Annotated in this window: 16 protein-coding genes; 10 read left to right on the forward strand and 6 right to left on the reverse strand. The window is 60.7% G+C overall.

Going from position 1 to position 18,369, the window contains the following annotated elements:
• Nucleotides 1–268: 268 nt before the first annotated feature.
• From AB5750_RS05655 to AB5750_RS05665, 3 genes are all read right to left on the reverse strand, one after another.
• The gene (locus AB5750_RS05655) at nt 269–1,831 is read right to left on the reverse strand and encodes a PTS transporter subunit EIIC (protein WP_368145722.1); all 1,563 of its coding nucleotides are present in this window, start codon (nt 1,829–1,831) and stop codon (nt 269–271) included.
• A 540-nt stretch (nt 1,832–2,371) separates the two neighbouring features.
• Complete coding sequence (locus tag AB5750_RS05660; RefSeq protein ID WP_368145721.1) at nt 2,372–2,611, reverse strand: helix-turn-helix domain-containing protein; 240 nt, start codon at nt 2,609–2,611, stop codon at nt 2,372–2,374.
• Nucleotides 2,612–2,691: 80 nt separating this feature from the next.
• Nucleotides 2,692–3,081, reverse strand: a complete 390-nt coding sequence (locus tag AB5750_RS05665) for a hypothetical protein (protein WP_006235767.1) — start codon at nt 3,079–3,081, stop codon at nt 2,692–2,694.
• 51 nt (nt 3,082–3,132) lie between these two features.
• Here AB5750_RS05665 and AB5750_RS05670 point away from each other — a divergent pair, with 51 nt between their 5' ends.
• From AB5750_RS05670 to AB5750_RS05680, 3 genes are all read left to right on the forward strand, one after another.
• On the forward strand, nt 3,133–3,648 hold the full coding sequence (locus tag AB5750_RS05670; RefSeq protein WP_368145720.1) for a helix-turn-helix domain-containing protein: 516 nt from the start codon (nt 3,133–3,135) through the stop codon (nt 3,646–3,648).
• A 639-nt stretch (nt 3,649–4,287) separates the two neighbouring features.
• Complete coding sequence (locus tag AB5750_RS05675; protein ID WP_040359710.1) at nt 4,288–4,656, forward strand: TIR domain-containing protein; 369 nt, start codon at nt 4,288–4,290, stop codon at nt 4,654–4,656.
• Nucleotides 4,577–5,656, forward strand: a complete 1,080-nt coding sequence (locus tag AB5750_RS05680; RefSeq protein WP_368154942.1) for a caspase family protein — start codon at nt 4,577–4,579, stop codon at nt 5,654–5,656. The genes AB5750_RS05675 and AB5750_RS05680 overlap by 80 nt, the downstream gene beginning before the upstream one ends.
• A gap of 71 nt (nt 5,657–5,727) precedes the next feature.
• Here AB5750_RS05680 and AB5750_RS05685 read toward each other — a convergent pair whose 3' ends face one another.
• From AB5750_RS05685 to AB5750_RS05695, 3 genes are all read right to left on the reverse strand, one after another.
• On the reverse strand, nt 5,728–6,684 hold the full coding sequence (locus AB5750_RS05685) for an ORF6N domain-containing protein (protein WP_006235763.1): 957 nt from the start codon (nt 6,682–6,684) through the stop codon (nt 5,728–5,730).
• 48 nt (nt 6,685–6,732) lie between these two features.
• The gene (locus AB5750_RS05690; RefSeq protein WP_368154945.1) at nt 6,733–7,839 is read right to left on the reverse strand and encodes a tyrosine-type recombinase/integrase; all 1,107 of its coding nucleotides are present in this window, start codon (nt 7,837–7,839) and stop codon (nt 6,733–6,735) included.
• Nucleotides 7,840–7,939: 100 nt separating this feature from the next.
• Nucleotides 7,940–8,281, reverse strand: coding sequence for a hypothetical protein (locus AB5750_RS05695; protein ID WP_368145717.1), 342 nt, complete (start codon nt 8,279–8,281; stop codon nt 7,940–7,942).
• Nucleotides 8,282–9,147: 866 nt separating this feature from the next.
• Here AB5750_RS05695 and bilR point away from each other — a divergent pair.
• The 7 genes from bilR to AB5750_RS05730 all read left to right on the forward strand — a co-directional run bounded on the left by bilR (nt 9,148) and on the right by AB5750_RS05730 (nt 17,875).
• On the forward strand, nt 9,148–11,178 hold the full coding sequence (gene bilR / locus AB5750_RS05700) for a bilirubin reductase, long form (RefSeq protein WP_368145716.1): 2,031 nt from the start codon (nt 9,148–9,150) through the stop codon (nt 11,176–11,178).
• Nucleotides 11,179–11,627: 449 nt separating this feature from the next.
• Nucleotides 11,628–12,023, forward strand: coding sequence for a helix-turn-helix domain-containing protein (locus AB5750_RS05705; RefSeq protein ID WP_006235758.1), 396 nt, complete (start codon nt 11,628–11,630; stop codon nt 12,021–12,023).
• Nucleotides 12,024–12,203: 180 nt separating this feature from the next.
• A complete protein-coding gene (locus tag AB5750_RS05710; protein WP_368145715.1) occupies nt 12,204–15,086 on the forward strand; it encodes a proton-conducting transporter transmembrane domain-containing protein in 2,883 nt (960 codons plus the stop codon).
• A 12-nt stretch (nt 15,087–15,098) separates the two neighbouring features.
• On the forward strand, nt 15,099–15,716 hold the full coding sequence (locus AB5750_RS05715) for an NADH-quinone oxidoreductase subunit B family protein (protein ID WP_368145714.1): 618 nt from the start codon (nt 15,099–15,101) through the stop codon (nt 15,714–15,716).
• On the forward strand, nt 15,716–16,432 hold the full coding sequence (locus AB5750_RS05720; RefSeq protein ID WP_368145713.1) for an NADH-quinone oxidoreductase subunit C: 717 nt from the start codon (nt 15,716–15,718) through the stop codon (nt 16,430–16,432). The genes AB5750_RS05715 and AB5750_RS05720 overlap by 1 nt, the downstream gene beginning before the upstream one ends.
• A 5-nt stretch (nt 16,433–16,437) precedes the next feature.
• Nucleotides 16,438–17,526: a hydrogenase large subunit gene (locus AB5750_RS05725; protein ID WP_368145712.1), complete on the forward strand. Its 1,089-nt coding sequence runs from the start codon at nt 16,438–16,440 to the stop codon at nt 17,524–17,526.
• A gap of 7 nt (nt 17,527–17,533) precedes the next feature.
• Nucleotides 17,534–17,875 carry a 4Fe-4S dicluster domain-containing protein gene (locus AB5750_RS05730; protein WP_368145711.1) on the forward strand — a complete coding sequence of 114 codons (342 nt, stop codon included), beginning with the start codon at nt 17,534–17,536 and terminating at the stop codon, nt 17,873–17,875.
• Nucleotides 17,876–18,369 lie beyond the last annotated feature (494 nt).

Below are 18,369 nucleotides of genomic sequence, written 5' to 3' on the forward strand. Positions count from 1 at the left end.
AAGTAAGTAACGATGTTGATAACGGCCGCCATGCCCGCAACGCTGCCCGCATCCGCGTGCTCTCCTGAATGCCGGGTCCAAACCGCAGCGAGTAGACCAAGGAGTGGCCAGATAAAACCGCATACGAATGCAGCCATCAGAGCGAGAAGACCCCTTGTCGACTTTTCTTTGTACATGTTGAGCAAGCGTTCGAACATGCCTCGGATTGAATGTAACGTTTTGGTCAACATGAGGTCTCCTTGCTTGTCGTCTGTCGATCAGGCGACTGTTAATCTTCCAGATTAAGGATGGGACGAAGCAGGTCGTAGACGGAGTGCACGTTGGTTCCCACGATAATTTGGACATTAGTGCCGTTCTTAAATAAGCCCTTGTCAATAGCCTTCTTGATGATCTCTTCGTTGACCTTGTTGGGATCCTTGACCTCGACACGGAGGCGAGTCATACAGCAGCCCATGGTGTTGATATTGTCCTTACCGCCAAGGCCGTCGATGATGTTTTGCACCATCTCCTGCTGTTTTGCGTCGACTTCCGGCGTTCCGGAAGACTCGAGAGCGTTGGCATCGCCAGAGACCTCGGCAGACCACTCTGCAGAACGACCGGGCGTCATGAGGTTGAGTTTCTTGATCACCATCGCCAGCATGACGAACGAAACGGCGGCAAACACGATGCCCAAGACGATGTAAATCGGGAACTTGGTGACGCCCATTGGCAAAGGCAGGCTGAGCGTGAGCAGCTCGATGCCACCGTACATGTTAAGCAAGCGGACTCCCAGGACAAACAGGAGCATCTCGCCCAGTCCGTAGAACAGGCTGTAGGCAACCCAGAGAATCGGAGACGCGAACAGGATCATGAAGTCGAGCGGCTCAGTGATGCCGGAGAGCATGGCGGTGATGTAAATTGGCACCAGCATGGCTGCGACGGCTTTTCGATTCTCCGGACGGGAAGTTGCAATCATTGCGAGCACGGTGCCAAGGGTTACGAATTCCTTGCCAAAGCCGAACATGGCAAAGCGGACAGAGGGGTCGACTGTGGTGAGGGATCCGTCGGCGATATGGGGAAGCTCGGCATAGAAGATGTTTGCTGCGCCGGAAACGCTCTGGCCGGCGACGACCGCCGTGCCGCCAATCGCGGAGTAGTCAAACGGCATCCACATAAAGTGGTGCATGCCGAGAGGTACGAGGACGCGGTTCAGGAAGCCGTAAATGAAAACGCCCAGACCGCCCGAGGCTGCGATGAATGAAGACGCGTTGCTGATGGCGTTGGCGATAGGGGGCCACACGACAGTCGCTCCGATGCCAAAGACAATGCTCAGCGGGATCATCGCCAGAAGTGCCAGGCGGGGTCCGCCGTAAATCCGGATATAGTCCGATACCTTTACATCGATCAGTTTGTTATAGAGCCAACCGCAGAAACATCCGATGAGTACGCCGCCGAAGACGTTGACATCGGTAACTTGAAGACCCAGTACCGTTGCCTGGCCAGTGCCATACAGACCCATCGCGCCGGCTTTTGCCAGCTGATCGGTGAGCGTCAGGTAGGCGTTGTTGACATACAGGAACATGAGGTAACTAATAAGTCCAAACACTGCCGCGTTGGATTTTTGCTTCTTTGCGAAGCCTGCCGTTAGGCCGACTGCGAAAATCACCGGCAGGTTGCCGATCACCGCGGAGTTGGTTGCCGCGGAGAGCAGCGTGCCCAGATCCGCGACAACTCCGCTGCCGAGCGAGCATACCGTGGCGATGGCCAAAATGATGCCCGTTACCGAAAGGTACAAAATAGGGTCGACGATAACGCGGCCAAAGTTCTGGAAGGCCGTTTTGACTTTATCCATCTCTTCCCCTCTCCTAACTAATCTCGGGGGTTTGCCCCTTAGGCAGAGGAGGCACCCGCATGCTTGCCGGCGTTGGATGTTGATGTCCGCCTCTGTTTACTGGATTCATGATAGTTGGGATGTCTGCAATTGGGGCGGGCTGGAACAAACGGTGCTTAAAACGAGCTTGACTAGTCTTTTTCGTTGTTACCGTATTTCCATTTCGGTCAACGGTATTCATTTTTAGGCAAATGGCTTTGGGTGCGAGCGGCTAGCCGTGTCTTGATTTGCCAGGTCTGTCTCTATTCGCATTAGGCTTGCGTGAAGTTTGGATATTGAGGGGACGTTCCGAATCTTGCCGTCCGGGCATCCTGGAGGAAAGGAGGAGGAGCCGGATAAGGGCGCACTACGTGCGCCCGGGATTTTGCGGCGCAACTCGGCGTGCCGAGTTCGTTTCCACTGGTAGCGTGGTCAGATAAACCGGAAGGCCGTCAAGGCCCGGCGTCATACGCGCCCCGCGTGCCGTAGCTGCTTGCGCCCGCTGCGCATGTTGTCGTTGAGCTAGGACTCGATCAGGGGCCTGTACGGGTCGAGCTTTGAGCCCTGCGCCCGCCTCGCGGGCGGCTCGGGGCTGAAGTCGTCCATGTTGCGGTACTTGTAGACGGTGTCCCGGCTCACGCCGGTCTTGCGCTCGACCTCGGCGACGCTGTCCCCCTGCCGCCACAGCAGGCGTATAGAATTCTTGTCGGTCATGCCGATCATTTCCTCTCCGGGCCTCCTTTGGTAGATACGAAGCACCACCAAGATGGCCCTGCGATCTGGTCAGCATGCCCCTTGCGGGAAGTTTCGACTTTATGCTGCCGTTTTTGTCGATTTAGATGTTACGGAAAACACTCGGCATCGAGGTAGGCCCCGAGCCTCTGGCCCTCGGGCCGCGAGGCGTCGATGGCGCGCAGCATCTCGGCGCGGTCGTGGGCCCGCTGCTCATCCTCGGGGCGGACATCCCGTATCCCGGTGGGCTCCCAGCCGGGGTCGTACTCCGCCCGCAGGCGCTCGGCGATGCGCCACCCCTCGATGACGTAGATCCCGTTGTCGCCCGGGTCCATGCGCGCGTCGCCCTCGTAGCGCGAGATGCCCACGCTGAGGCCGTCGGCACCCATGAAGTTCGCCACCGCCTGGCAGACGCGCGCCCAGCCGTGGGGGTCGTTGTCCGGGGAGCGGAACCCCCGCAGCTCGCAGTACTCGAGGAACGCCCCGACGGTGAACTGCATCCCATTTCTTGGACTTTGAAATTAAGGTTCGAGAAAAGGGAGGCATCGGAAATGTCCCGCAGGAAGAAGGCAAGATACGGTCGCGAGATGAGGGCACGCGCCGCCGACCTGTTCGAGGCTGGCCTCGGCTTCGAACTCGCGGCCAAGAAGCTCGACGTTCCCGCCCCGGCGGTGAGAAAATGGCTCTACGCGTACCGGGCAACCGGGAGGAAGGGGCTGATCGGGATGGGCGAGAGCCGCAGGACCTACGACATGGAGACCAAGCTCGCCGTCGCGAGGGCCGTCGTGGACGAGGGGATGCCGCGGTCGGAGGCGATGGCCCGCTTCGGCATCGCCGCCGCTACATCGCTCGACCGCTGGTGCAGGCTGTACCGCGAGGGCGGGCCGGAGGCGCTCGAGCCGGGAGCCCCTGTCCCATGCGCTGCGGTCCCTGCGCCCCTCCGGCTCCACGATGACCTCGCTCGCCTTCATGTCCCGCTCCCTTCCGGCCTTCCGGCCCGTAGAATCTCTGCCTGCGGGCAAAGCGGAAGGCGCTTGCCCTGCGGCGCCTTGCGCTTTGCTCCCTGAAGCGCCGCGCCGAGGCGAAGGGGGTCAGGGGTTGTTCGCGGCAACCCCCACCAATCGGAGCGGAGCGCAGATTTGCGCGGGGTTCCGCGAGCGCCCTTGACGCCGCGCAGCTGAGGCGCAACACGTGGGAATGGGACGGATGGGAAGTTAAGGAAAGTTAGAGGCGACTTGAAGAGATGCGTATCCGCAGCTCGAAACCCCGCCCATCAAAAAAAGAGGGGCAATTCTCCTCTTTTGGAAAGTTACGGAAAGTTAGGCTGCCCCTTAGGCCCAGTATGGGACGTAGCGCATATGGCGCGGCGCCGTGTTGGGGTCGACGGGCTTGACTAAGCCTGCGGCAAAGGTGTCTCGAATCAAGACGCCACCCGAAGGCCACCGCCGTATCTCGGGCATGGGCTGCCACGAAGTTGGGTCTTAGGACGGCGTGGCTGGTTTACTACGACGTTGCTACGACATTTACTGCGACATGGGATGTCGTAGTATTTTCCACTCCCCACTTTTATCGGAGCCCGCTGGAGGTGGGATCCTTGCGACGTGCAGATGGGCGCGGTAATTGAGGTGGATCGCTCCGGTGGAGAATCGCAACCGGTCAGGTTTATACTGATAAGGAGCTGTTTTTATATGCGAAAGGTGAGATTTATGGAAAAGAAGACGGTATTCGTTGCGTTTGCAATCGAGGACGAACGTCAACGCGATTTTCTGAAGGGTCAGTCGCTCAACACGAAGTCGCCCTTCGAGTATATCGATATGTCGGTCAAGGAGCCGTACGCAACCGCCTGGAAGGAGAAGGTCCGCACTCGCATCAAGCGCTCCGACGGCGTGATTGCGCTCGTAAGCAAGAACTCGTTGAGCTCAAGTGGGGAAAAGTGGGAAATCGGCTGCGCGCGTGAGGAGGGGAAGAAGGTGCTGGGAATCTGGGCGTATAGCGATGACCGAACTGATCTTCCCGGTGTACGCACGGTTTCATGGACCTGGAGCCATATCGAAGATTTCATCGACAGTCTGTAGGAGCTGGGCGATGGACAGAATGGCCCTAGTAGTTGGAGTTAACTACTATTCTGACAAGCGCATACCAAATCTTTCGGGTTGCGTGAACGATGCCGAGGAGGTCGCGCGCCTCCTCAAGCGCAACGGGGATTCCTCTCGGAGCAGAAACTTTGACTGCAAGGAGCTGTATGCAACCGGCCCAGACCATGTCGTGAATCGCGCTGCAATCAAAGATGAGGCGCGCAGGCTGTTTCAGTCAAAAGCCGAAATAGCGCTCTTCTACTTTTCTGGACACGGGTATATCGAGTCAACCGGCGGGTTTATCAATGGGTCTGATTCCACTCGGGGAGACGAGGGGCTCTCTCTGAGGGAACTCGTTGATCTGGCGAACGGCTCGAGCGCGCGCCACAGAATCGTTATCCTTGACAGCTGCTATTCGGGGGCGGCAGGGTCGGTCCCGGGCATGGAGAACCATGCCGCAATCTCGGAGGGCGTCACCATACTCACCGCCTCGCGAAGCGATCAGCCCTCGCTTGAGCGTAAGGGGCATGGCGTTTTTACAAGTCTCCTCATAAACGCCCTAGAGGGTGCTGCGGCGAACCTGACGGGCAGCATCACGCCGGGCAGCGTCTATGCGCACATCGATCAATCGCTTGGCATGTGGGACCAAAGACCCGTTTTCAAAACGAACACGGACAGCTTCGTGTCGCTGCGCGAAGTCGATCCCGCAATCTCACTCGATGATTTGCGGAAGCTGAAAAAGCTCTTCCCAACAGAGGACTATGAATACAGGCTGGATCCGTCGTATGAGCCAAGGGACGAGGGAAGAACAGACGCTATGCCTCCAGCAGAGCCCAGGAACAACCTGGTGTTCTCTCTGCTCCAGAAATACAACCGGCATGGTCTTCTGGTTCCAGTTGGCGCCGACCATATGTGGAACGCGGCGATGGAGAGCAAGTCCTGCCGGTTGACGCTCCTCGGCAAGCATTATCGAAGGCTTGCGGACCAGGGCCTGCTTTGACATGTTGACTAACGAGGCTTTCAGCGATCATGCTCAAACTTTAGGGCTTGTGGCTAGAGGTCGGATAACGCTCAAGCCGTTTGATGCTCATCGAGGAGCTTTAGTTTCTCGATGAGCATCTTCGTCAGCTCCTCGTCTTGGATGAGGTCTATGCCGAAGCATTTCTTTCCCGCGTCCTTGAGGGATGCACCGATGTGATATGCGGTCGCACTGTCGAGGATAAGGAAGCGGTCGTGGAACGTTCTGGTGCGGCGGACGGTGAGCTGCGGGTACTGTGCGTTGAACACGTCGACGTCGCCTTGCGTGAGCCGGTTGCCGGACGTGTAGACGGTCACCGCGACGCCCTTGCGCTTCTTTGCGAGGACGTTCAGGGTGTGGACATCTACGTAGCCATCCACGAGGGAGATTTCGCGCTCGGCGCGGCCCACGAGATCTGTCAGCAGGCTGAAGGCGTCGAACATCTGCCCGGCGAAGAAGATCCGCTGGGGTTTCTCTACCTCGCCTTCGAGCAGGCGGAACACCTGGTTGAAACGCTCGTCGGTCGATTGCTGAAACGCCGCCTGACTCAACTCGACACCGCGCAGCCGCTCAAACAGGGTGGCATTTTCGGCGAGGAAGTGGCGCATGGCGACAAACGCCCTCATGATACTGATACTGGTCTGCACCGCCACTTCGCTGCGTAGCACGCCGGACAGCATGGCTATGCCCTGCTCGGTATAGGCATAGGGGAGGTAACGCCGCCCGCCGCGGCCCTCCATGGTCTTTGAGGTTCCAATTTGGCACCTCAAAGACTCGTCCTCCTCCTTGGTCAGTTGAAAACGGAAGTCCTCGGGGAATCTGTCGGCGTTGCGTGCGGCGGCGCGGTTGAGATTCTTTGTCTCTACCTCGTATAACCGAGCGAGATCGGTGTCGAGCATGATTTGCTGCCCACGGACGGTATGGATTAGGGTCTCTATGTTTGCGGAATCGACCAGGGCTATCGGCGCGCTCGTTTCGACCGATTCGTTCTCGGCATCAAAATCGCTCATGGTTCCTCGATTCAAAGATGGGGACGCTCCTGCGTCGAAAGCATTTTATCATCCTGAGCTTTGTCGCCTGCCGGTCCAGCGGCGATGACCTCTGACGTTAGGGAGGGAGTGTGCTTCGTCGTGGCGACGTCGGCCCCAAGCCTTCCTCGCCATGACGGTGATCCGGCTCCCGTCGATGGTGATGGGCGCGCCCGCCCCGCGCTGGATCTCTAGGAGATCGGCGGCCGAGGACGCCGTGATCCGCCACTCCTCGACCCAGGCGGCGCGGCCGTCGCGCACGACCTCGCGCTCGACGAGCTTCGCGCCGGGACAGGGGCAGAGGTCCGGGTTCGGCCCGACGACGGTGAGCCTCACCGGCTCCCCGGCCGCCTGATTGGCGCGCGCCTCCTCGCCCGGGGCCTCCTGCCCGCCGCCTCCGGTTCGCAGCAGCCTCCCCATGAGATCGGCGGCTTCGCGGTCGTTCCCTCCCATCATGTGCGCGTACACGTCCATCGTCATGCTCGACACTTCGTGGCCGAGTCTCCCCTGCGCGCTCCTCGGGTCGATGCCGTTGCCGATCAGGAAGGTGGCCTGCGTGTGCCTCAGCTCGTGGAAGTCGTAGCCGACGTAGCGCCTCCGCTTGCGGCCGCCCTCCTCGGCCTCCTTCATCCTGCCGAGGCCGTGCTCGATCAAGTAGCCCCTCTGCCACGTCGAGAAGTTGTCGGGGTCGTGGAAGCCGAAGTCGCCGTCCGAGCACATCGGGGTGTTCGGGGTCTGGGAGAGGCCCTGAACCTGCATCCGCCTCACCTGCACGGCCTTCCAGGTGCGCAGGTACCGCGCCGTCCCGTCGTCGATCGCGATCCAGCGCGACCGGCGGTTCTTGGTCTCGCGCAGCGCCTTGTTCTCGGTGTACTGGTACTTGATGAACACCCGCATGTTGTCGAAGTCCACGTAGCGCCACGTGAGGCCGAGCGCCTCGCCACGCCTCACGCTGGTCGCGAGCGCGAGCCAGATGGCGACGCGCCTGTCGTCGAGCTCGTCGCCGTGGAGCGCCTGACAGAGCGAGATCGCCTCCTCGAGCGTGAGCGGGGTCCTCTCAGCCGAGCGCGGGCGCGAGACCTCGACGTCGCGGCAGGGGTTGTGCTCGGTCAGGTGCTCCTTCACGGCGAGGTCCATCACCTGAACATGACGGCGTTGAGCTTGTGGACGCCGCGCTGCGACATGCCGTGCTCCTCGCGCGGGTCCGCGTAGACCATGTTGAGCAGCGACAGGTCGCTCACGAGCACTCCCGCGAACCACCGCTCCGCCTTCTTGAGCTCGCACTCGTGTCGGTCTTGTGCGTGAGCGGCGAGAGGTTCTTGAGGAGCTTGCGCTGCTCGTGCCACCTCCACCCGAGCTCGGGCGCCGTCACCTTGTCGGGGTTGGCGAACCCACTCTCCAGCTCGCGGCGGTACTCCTCGAGCGCCCGCCTCACGTCCGACTTGGTGCCGTGCACCGTCCTCTTCGGGGAGCGGATGTACTTCCTCGTGGCGGGGTCCTTACCCAGATGGTGCCTGATCCTGTGGACCTTGCCCCGCTCGATCTCCTCGATCTCGCCGCAGCCCGTGACCTTCGGCATGGCCTCCCTTTTCCCTCACGTATCCCGCGCGGCCCGTGGTGTGGAAGAGGGGCCGCGCGGCCCGGTGTCGAGGGGGCTGCTCGGAGCCCCCTTCTAGCGCGAATTGTATCAGGGGGGGGATTTGTTAGACGGGGCGAACGGAAATGGGGGAAATCGGGGGGAATCGGCAGGGCTACGCGGTTTCGCGTGGTTGTGCGAGATTTATCGAGATTGACTAAAAGCCGCAGGTCAGAGCCACAAAAGAAACACAAGCGTTATAATCGGAATAATATGCTTTACTCATTGGGAAAGGGCTCATAACCCGGAGGTCGTAGGTTCAAATCCTGCCCCCGCGACCAAGAACTTGCAGCTCGTCGGCCTAGCCGGCGAGCTTTTTTGTTATTTCGGGACCGTGTTTTCGGTCCAATTCTCGGTCTCTCAAACAAAATCTCGATCTGTAACATCTAGACCCGATTTGGGCGGCTAGGTGTTACAGACCGAGATATACCGGTGGGTTGGGTCGTGTTTGTCTAAATCTGTAACACGAGGGACGGATTTTGCCGAGTTGTTGTTATAGATTGAGATTTTCTAGCAGGCGGGTCCCGTTTGTCTCGATCTGTAACGGGTAGGGGCCAAAAGTGGGCCTAGATGTTACAGATCTAGATTGTCGAGGATGGGTCGAGAGGAATGTCTCGATCTGTAACAGTAAGCCCCGGTTTCGCCGCGTAACTGTTACAGATCGAGACAAACCGACGGGCCGCCCCGTCCCATCCACCTGCCGCTGCCTGCTGTCCGCCGATTTCAGTTGTGCCGCCGTGCTCCCATGCCATATCCTTTAGACAACTACGCGGCACCATCGCCGCCGCGCCTACAAGAGAGGAATGTCCATGACCGCACCTGCATCCAAGCTGCTCCAGCCCATTACGGTTGGCCCCCTTGAGCTCAAGAACCGCATTATGTTCCCGCCGCTTACCACCGGCTACGAGGAGCGCGACGGTTCCATCGGCGAGCGCAGCCTGGCTTTTTACGAGCGCCTGGCCCGTGGCGGCGTGAGCTACATCGTCATCGGCGACGTCGCTCCCGTTATGACCGCAAGCCCCACACCCAAGCTGGCGACCGACGCCCAGATCCCCACGTTTAAGGCGCTGGCCGACGCCGTCCACAAGCACGGTGCCAAGGTCGCGCTGCAGCTGTTCCACCCCGAGTACGACGTGCCCGGTGTCGGCCGCATGGTCATGGGCTCCATGGCCGCTGCCAAGGCCGCGCAGGAGGCCAAGGCCGCCGGCGACGAGGAGACCTTTGCCGCCAAGATGGCCGAGTCCAACGAGATCCGCAACCAGGCCTACGCCAAGCTGCACCACGACATGCAGCACTTTGTGAACGAGGCCAGTGTGGAGCAGCTCACCCAGATCAAGGAGGCCATCGCTGCCTCGGCCGCCCGCGCGCAGCAGGCCGGGATCGACGCTATCGAGGTCCACGGCGACCGCCTGGTGGGTTCGCTGTGCTCGGCCATCCTCAACCAGCGCACCGACGAGTACGGTGGTTCGTTCGAGAACCGCGTTCGCTACGCGCTGGAGGTCGTCGCCGCCATTAAGGAGGCCGCGCCGCAGCTGATGGTGGAGTACAAGCTCCCCGTGATCATGGAGAACCCCGACGGCACGCCGCGCGGCAAGGGTGGCCTGCAGCCCGACGAGGCCTGCGAGTTCGCCAAGCTGCTCGAGGGTACGGGCATCGATATGATTCAGGTCGCACAGGCCAACCACACCGGCAACATGGGCGACACCATTCCGCCCATGGGCGCCATGCCCTACAACTGGACGCTGCCCGTGGCCGAGCGCGTCAAGGCCCTGGTCTCCGTGCCGGTGGCAACCGTCGGCCGCGTTGTCTCGGTTGAGGCCGGCGAGAAGATTCTGGAAGACGGCGCCGCCGACATCATCGCCTATGGCCGCTCGCTCATGTGCGACCCCGACATTGCGCTGAAGGCCGCCACGGGTGAGCCCATCCGCGAGTGCCTCAACTGCAACAAGGGCTGCGTCGATGCGATTCAAAACCGCAAGTACATCTCGTGCGTGCTCAATGCCGAGAACGGCGATGAGGCAACCATCGCCATTAAGCCGGGCGAGGGCGACAAGAAGATCGCCGTGGTGGGCGGCGGCATCGCCGGTCTGGAGGCCGCGCGCGTGGCGGCCAAGCGCGGCTACGACGTGACCGTCTACGAGGCGAGCGATCATCTGGGCGGCCAGATTGTGCTGGCGGCCGCGCCTCCGCGCAAGGACGAGATCATGCGCTCGGTCGAGTACTACGAGAAGATTCTGCCCGGCCTGGGCGTGAAGGTCGAGCTCAACCATGCCGCTACCGCTGAGGACCTCAACGCCGCCGACGCTGCGATTGTGGCCGTGGGCGCACACGACGTGGTCATCCCCGTTCCGGGTGCCGATTCGGAGAAGGTCGTCTCGAGCTGGGACGTGCTGGCCGGCAAGGTGGAGCTCAGCGGCCGCGTCGCCGTCATTGGCGGCGGCCTGGTGGGCACCGAGACTGCCGAGTACCTGCTGCAGCACGGCTGCGAGGTGGCGATCGTGGAGATGCTCGACAAGATTGCCGCGGGCGAGTCCGAGACCATTCTGCCGCTGATTATGAGCGACTTTGCAGAGCACAACGTGGAGCAGCATGTTAAGACCCGCCTGACCGCCATTACCGACGAGGGCGTGGAGGCTGTTCGCACCACCGAGGACGGCGCCGAGGAGCCGGTGAAGATCGCCTGCGATTACGTGGTGATGGCCGTGGGCTCCAAGGCCAACGCGTTTGACCTGGATGGCGTGACGGTGCCCGTGACCTGCGTGGGCGACTGCTCGGGTGAGCGCACCGCCGACATTGCGAGCGCCATTCGCACGGCGTATCACGCGGCCAACGAGCTGTAGTTGAACATCGCGGCCAGGCGGGGCGGTAGCACGGATCCGTCTCGCCCGGCTGTGTCCCGTCGGGTGTCAACCGGTGCGGGGCCTGCAAGCGCAGCAGGTCCCGCCCTTTTTGTTTTGCTCCGATGAATGGCAATGCGCGGTAATCATGAGGAGTGAGGACGTCTACTGCCTTGCAGATCACTCAAAAATATTGGGGGAGGGGTTAATAACTATATCCTCTATACCAAAGGACATAAAGAGATGCCAATTTTGTTGACAAGCGAATGACGATTAGCTGCGAGTCAGCTACCAGCGTAAATAATCGATAAAGAAATGTCGTAATTTGGTGCCAAATGCCCAGATAACGCCGCGTCTATTTTAATTAACTGCTTTGAGCAAACAGTAAAATGCTACTATCTAACTTGCACGTAAGAAAGCAGATTAACGGCTAAGGCTAAGAAGTGGCAGGTATGTCGGAAGCAACTAGGACTCGCACGCATGCGCCCGAGGTTAGGCAGCGCGCCGTCGAGATCCTCCAAGAGGGGGTCGGTCATCGCGCTCTCGCCGCGGAGCTTGGCATTCCCCAGGCCACGGCTCGTCAGTGGGCCCGCGCGTATGCCGTGGGCGGTGCCGACGCCGTTCTCAATGCCGGTTCGCATCATCACACCTATTCGTACGACGTAAAGCTCGCTGTGGTTAAGGACCGTCTGGAAAACGGCTTGACGGTTCGCGAGGCCATGATCAAGCACAAGATTCCCAGCGAGTCTTCGGTCAAGGCTTGGTGCCGTCAGTACCGCGAGAGCGGTGAGTCCGCACTGGTCGATAAGCCGCGCGGTCGCAAGCCGCGCGTTAAAAAGGCGGAATAGCAAACGGGATGGTGCGCCCACAGGGGCGCATTTTTCTTGCCGCCTCTCTGCTCCAAAGCGGACGTGCCCTTGCCCCGTACGCCTAAAACTCCCCAGTTGACCGAAAACCCGCCGCTGCTACTCATCAATTGAGCTATAACGTTAAACAATTGCAGCGTTTTTGCATGGGGGAGTGATGGTATGACGCTACTGTATTTCCTTACCCTGTTTCCGCTGGTACCGGCGCTGGGCATGCTGCTCGCGCGCGGTGACCGCGCCCGCGATGCGGTGGGACTCATAGGCTCCGGCATTATCATGGCGGTGACAGTTGTAGTCGCCGTCATGTTTTTTTGCACGGGTCCGCAGAGCTTTGAGATTGCCCCCGGTACCTCGCATGCGCTCTCGATCATCAGCTCCGTCATCGACGTAATTCTGTGCGCCGTCATCCTGTACAACGCGCACAAATATAAGAGCGTGCTTACCACGGTGCTCGGCATAGTCCAGCTGGTGGGCTCGCTCGTCTTTGCGGCCATGACGCTGCCTGCGGCCGAAGCCGTCACGGCGACGCCGCTCTACCTAGACTACATGAGCGTGATCATGGTCCTCGCCGTCGGCATCGTCGGCAGCCTTATCTGTATCTACGCTTTGGGCTACATGAAGGACTTCCAGGCTCATGATGAGCACGAGGCCGCGCTGCGCGGGCAGACCGCGCCCGACCGTCGTCCGCAGTTCCTGGCGCTTATGTTCCTGTTCCTCTCGGCCATGTTCGTCATCGTGACGAGCGACAACCTTGAGTGGCTGTTCTGCGGCTGGGAAATCACCACCGTGTGCTCGTTCCTCATGATTGGCTACACGCGCACGCCCGAGGCCATCAAGAACGCCTTCACCCAGATCATCCTCAACATGCTGGGCGGCATCGCGTTTTTGGCCGGACTCATGTACCTGCACGTTAACGGCATGCCGCTGACCATCTCGGGCATGATCGAGCTTTCCGGCGCCGGAACCGCGCAATCCGCGCTGCTGGTGATGCCGGTCGTTCTGCTGTCGCTCGCCGCCCTTACCAAGGCCGCGCAGATGCCGTTCCATACCTGGCTGCTCGGCGCCATGGTTGCCCCCACGCCCACGAGCGCCCTGCTGCATTCGTCCACCATGGTCAAAGCCGGCGTGTTCCTAATGGTCAAGCTGAGCCCGCTCTATGCCATCTATCCCGTGACCGGCTTTATGGTTACGAGTGTGGGTGCCATCACGTTTTTGCTCGCGGCCCTCATGGCCATCTCGCAGAGCAATGCCAAGCGCGTGCTCGCGTTCTCCACCATCTCCAACCTGGGTCTCATCAGTGCCTGCCTGGGTGTCGGCGCGCCCGAGGCCGTATGGGCGGCCATCTTCCTGATCTTGTTCCACACGGTGGCTAAGTCGCTGCTGTTCCTGTGCGTAGGCACCGCCGAGCACCATATCGGCAGCCGCAATATCGAGGACATGGACGGCATGTTCAGCCGCATGCCGCACCTGACGCGTCTGATGATGCTGGGCATTATGGGCATGTTTGTGGCGCCGTTTGGCATGCTCGTGTCCAAGTGGGGCGCCCTGGTGGCGTTTGCGCAGACCGGCAACGTGCTCATGATCATGGTACTTGCCTTTGGCTCGGCCGCGACGTTCTTCTTCTGGGGCAAGTGGCTTGCCAAGCTTTCGGGCGTCGACCCCACGGCTCAAAACGTTGAGGCCAATGTCCATAAGACCGAATGGATGGCCCTCAACACCATCGCCGCGCTGCTGATTCTGTGCTGCGTGGCGTTTCCGGTTATCTCGAGCGGTCTGGTGTCGCCTTACCTCGCCATGGTGTTTGGCCGCGTGCCGTACGTTATCGGCAAGGACGCCATGTATCTGATGGTGGTTATCGTGGCGTTTATCGCCGTGGTGCTGCTGACTTCATTCCGCGTGAGCAACAAGCCGCACGTCAACGTGTACCTTTCGGGTGTGGGAACCGACAAATATCGCCATTTCCGCGGCTCGATGGGGCACGAGGTGAAGGCCGAAAAGCGCAATTGGTACTCGGAGGACGCCCTTGGCGAGAAGCGTATCGGCCCCGCGGGCAGCGTCGTGTGCTGCAGCATTATCTTGTTTGCGCTGCTGTGCTGCGCATGGATTGGGCCCGAGAGGCTTGCCATGAGCGCGCCCTCGGTGCTGCGCGGCAAGTATTTCGAAGGTTCGGGTGTCGTGGGCGTCTTTATAGGCACCGCGGCGTTTGCCTTGATTGCGCCGCTTGTGGGCGGTTTGATTGACGGTCTTGACCGTAAGCTTTCGGCCCGCATGCAGGGCCGTGTGGGTCCGCGTCTGCTGCAGCCCTTCTACGACGTTGCCAAGCTGCTGCGCAAAGCCCCTGCCAGCGTAAACACCATGGACGATACCTATATGGCGTGCGCGCTCATCTTTACCGTCGTGGGCGGCGGCATCTTTGTGTCGGGCTCTAACACGCTACTGTGCGCTTTTATGGTGACGCTCGCCGCGATCTTTGTGGTGCTGGCGTCCGCCTCGACGCAAAGCCCGTTTGCCCAGGTTGGCGCCGATCGTGAGCTACTGCAGGTTATGAGTTACGAGCCCGCCGTTTTGCTGATGAGCGTGGGCCTGTACCTTGCCACCGACAGCTTTGATTCCATCGCCGTGACGGGGCAGTCGGCCCCCATCATCGTGTACAGCGCGCCCATTTTCCTGGCGCTGCTCGCGGTGCTTACCATCAAGCTGCGCAAGTCGCCGTTTGACCTTTCGTACTCGCATCACGCGCATCAGGAGATTGTCCAGGGCGTCGCCACCGAGATGAGCGGCGGCACGCTGGCCAAGATGACCCTTATGCACTGGTGCGAGACCGTGCTGTTTTTGATGTGGGTGGGCATGTTCTTTGTTTGGGACAACCCCGTGAGCTGGGTCGTAGCCCTGGTCGTGATGGCCGCGACGTATTTTGTCGAGGTGCTGATCGATAACACCTTCGCACGCAGCACCTGGCGCAGCTGCTTTAGGCTCGGATGGGGCGTGGCGCTGGTGTTTGGTCTGCTCAACCTTATGCCCATCCTCGTCGACGTATTTATTTAGGAGGCGGCATCCATGGATCATAAAATGTCGCGCTCGCCGTGGGTTATTCATTACGACGGTTCGAGCTGCAACGGATGCGATATCGAGGTGCTGGCCTCGCTCACGCCACTGTTCGATGCGGAGCGCTTCGGCGTGGTCAACACCGGCAACCCCAAGCATGCGGACATCTTTTTGGTGACGGGGTCGGTCAATGCCCAGAACCTGCCTGTCGTGCGCCAGATCTACAACCAGATGCTCGAGCCCAAGTGCGTGGTGGCGTGCGGCATCTGCGCGTGTTCGGGCGGCGTGTTCCGCGATGCCTATAACGTGATCGGCGGCGTGGACCGCGCAATTCCCGTGGACGTGTACGCGCCCGGGTGCGCCATTCGCCCCGAGACGGTGATCGATGCCATCGTGGAGGCGTGCGGCATCCTGGACCAGAAGGAGGCCGTGATGCGCGCCGGCGGCGACCCGCTTACCGTGGGCGGTGCCGCTACTTGGGACGGTGGCGTTGAGCTGGGCGAGGACGGGTTTGTGGCTGCGGGGGCCGGGGCTGACGGTGCCGGCGACGCGCCAGCCGGGAAGTCCGCTGCGCCCGTCGCTGGCGACGCACCTGCTGGGACGCCAGCCGCTGCAAAGGGGGCCGAGTAATGCAAAAGGCTATCTATACCACCGTTGGGATCGACGAGCTCCTGTCGCATGTCCAGGCGCTCAAGGGCGTCGGCGCGCGCTTTGTGCAAATGCACGCCGAGCGCAACGTCGACGACGGCTCGTATCGCTTGGTCTATACGTTTATCAACGTTCGTGCTGCTCAGGAGCATATTGCGCAGGATGGCAGCTATGCGATTGAGAACCTGGTGGTTGAGGGCATCGACCAGTACCAGGAGATTCCGTCCATCAGCTCGTATTACCCCGCGGTGTTCCCGTTTGAAAATGAGGCCCACGACCTGTTTGGCCTTGCCATCACCGACATGCAGATCGACTTTAAGGGCTTTTTCTACCAGGTTTCGACTGCCGAGCCCATGAGCGTTATCGCGCCCGAGGTGAAGGCCGCGCGCGAGAAGGCCATGAAGGTCCGTGCCGCCGCCGAAGCCAAGGCGCGCAAGGCCGCTGCCGAAAAGGCTGCCGCTGCTGCGGCTGCTGCAGGGGAGGGCGCTGCAAGCGCCGGCGATGCCGCGGGCGCCGCTGCTCAGCCCGCTGCGGCTGCCGGCTCCGATGCTCAGCACGATGAGGCTGCTGCGAAGGCCGCGCTCAAGGCTGCCGAGATGGAGGCAAAGCTCGCTGCCATGGATCCCGAGAAAGCAGCCAAGGTCCGCGCGGCGCTTGCCGCCAAGGCCGCCCGCGACAAGCAGAAAAAGGAGGCGTAAGGCCCATGGCACATCGCTCCGTCATTCCGTTTGGCCCGCAGCACCCGGTGCTGCCCGAGCCGCTTCATCTGGACCTGGTGATTGAGGACGACCGCGTTCTCGAGGCAATTCCGCAGATCGGCTTTGTGCACCGCGGGCTCGAGAAGCTCACCGAAAAGCGCGACATGCATCAGTTTGGCTACATCGCCGAGCGCATCTGTGGCATCTGCGCCGTGGGCCATAGCTGCGGCTACGCCAGCGCCTGCGAGCGCATGCTCGACATCGAGGTGCCTGGACGCGTGCAGTATATCCGCACCATTTTGCACGAGCTGTCGCGTATCCACTCGCATTTGCTGTGGCTGGGCCTGCTCGCCGATGCCTTTGGCTTTGAGGCGCTGTTTTATCGTTCGTGGACCCTGCGCGAGCAGATTCTCAAGATCTTCGAGAGCACGTGCGGCGGGCGCGTGATCCTGTCGATCAACGAGATCGGCGGCCTTAAGCACGATATCGAGGACTCCGAGTTGGCGGGAATCGTCCAGACGCTCGATGCCATGCGCCCCGACTACGAGGCCCTGGTGCATACGTTTTTAGATGATGCCAGCTGCGGCGAGCGCTTGCATGGCGTGGGCGTGATCAGCAAGAAGGACGCGCTGGATCTTTCGATGGTCGGGCCGTTCGGTCGCGCCTCGGGCGTGGATTACGACGTGCGTATGTTCGGCGACGGTGCCTATGCGGACTTGGCCGCGTTTGAGCCCATCGTGGCAACCGATGGCGACTGCTATGCCCGCTGCCAGGTGCGTTGCGCCGAGGTCACGCAGGCCATGGACATTATCAAGGAGCTTGTCGGCAAGATTCCGCACGACGGCATCGGCGGGCGTACCAAGCTCACACCGGCCGACGGCGCGCGCGGCGAGGTTGTGATTGAGCAGCCGCGCGGCGAGGCGTATTACTATGTGCGCGGCAACGGCACCAAGAACCTGGACCGTTTCCGCGTGCGCACGCCGACGTCGCAGAACTTGGCGGGTCTGACGCGTGCGCTGCAGGGCGTACTCCTTGCCAGCGTTCCCATGATTATCCTGACCATCGACCCCTGCATTAGCTGCACGGAAAGGTAGGCGCGGCATGAGTTTGCTGACATTTGCCAAGACGGCCTTGGGTTCTATGGTCAAACAGCCGGTAACGGTGTGCTATCCGCAGGAGAGGCTCGCGGCGCCCGAGCGCCTGCGCGGGCACATCGTTAACGACATGGACGTGTGCATTTGCTGCGGCATGTGCGCGCGTCGCTGCCCGGCGGGCGCGCTCGCGGTCGATCGCAAGGGCGGAACGTGGTCGATCGATCCGTATGCCTGCGTAGTGTGCGGCGAGTGTATCGAAAGCTGCCCCAAACACTGCCTGACTATGGACACCGCCCGTACTCCAGTTGCGGCGGATAAGACTCCCACGGTAGAAACCAAGCCGGAATAGCGCTGGAACAGGGGCCGGTGGGGCAAAAATGCCCCACCGGCCCCGCGCTTAAACGCGCGGTTGTGCCGTCGCGAACAAAACTATGCCGGTTTACTACGATGAATCGCCAATCTCCAACCACACCGCATTTGGTAAAAACAAAACAGCAGGTAGACGGCTTGCGATTTTGTGAAAAAAGCGAGTGCGGTCGGGGACCCCGTATTTATCGTAGTAAACCGGCATACTTTTGAAATGACACCGCATCGGTAACAGCCCCTAATCCCCCGGGGACGGAGGAAAACGGACCATTTTGGCCTTGCGAGGGCGTCTGCGCAACCCGCCCGCCACGAAATGGGCCTATCTACTACGTTTAAGCTACTGCCCGCAACCACGGCAAAAAACGCAAAAACAAAACCGACGCTCCTATAAGTTGTCAAGAGGCAGTTTGCGGGAGCGCTCCCTTCAATTCGCACAGGAGCTCGTAATACCTCCTCTCCAGTTTCGTCGACCGCCGT

It is taken from the genome of Collinsella aerofaciens, from assembly GCF_040926185.1.
Lineage (GTDB): Bacteria > Actinomycetota > Coriobacteriia > Coriobacteriales > Coriobacteriaceae > Collinsella > Collinsella aerofaciens_BC.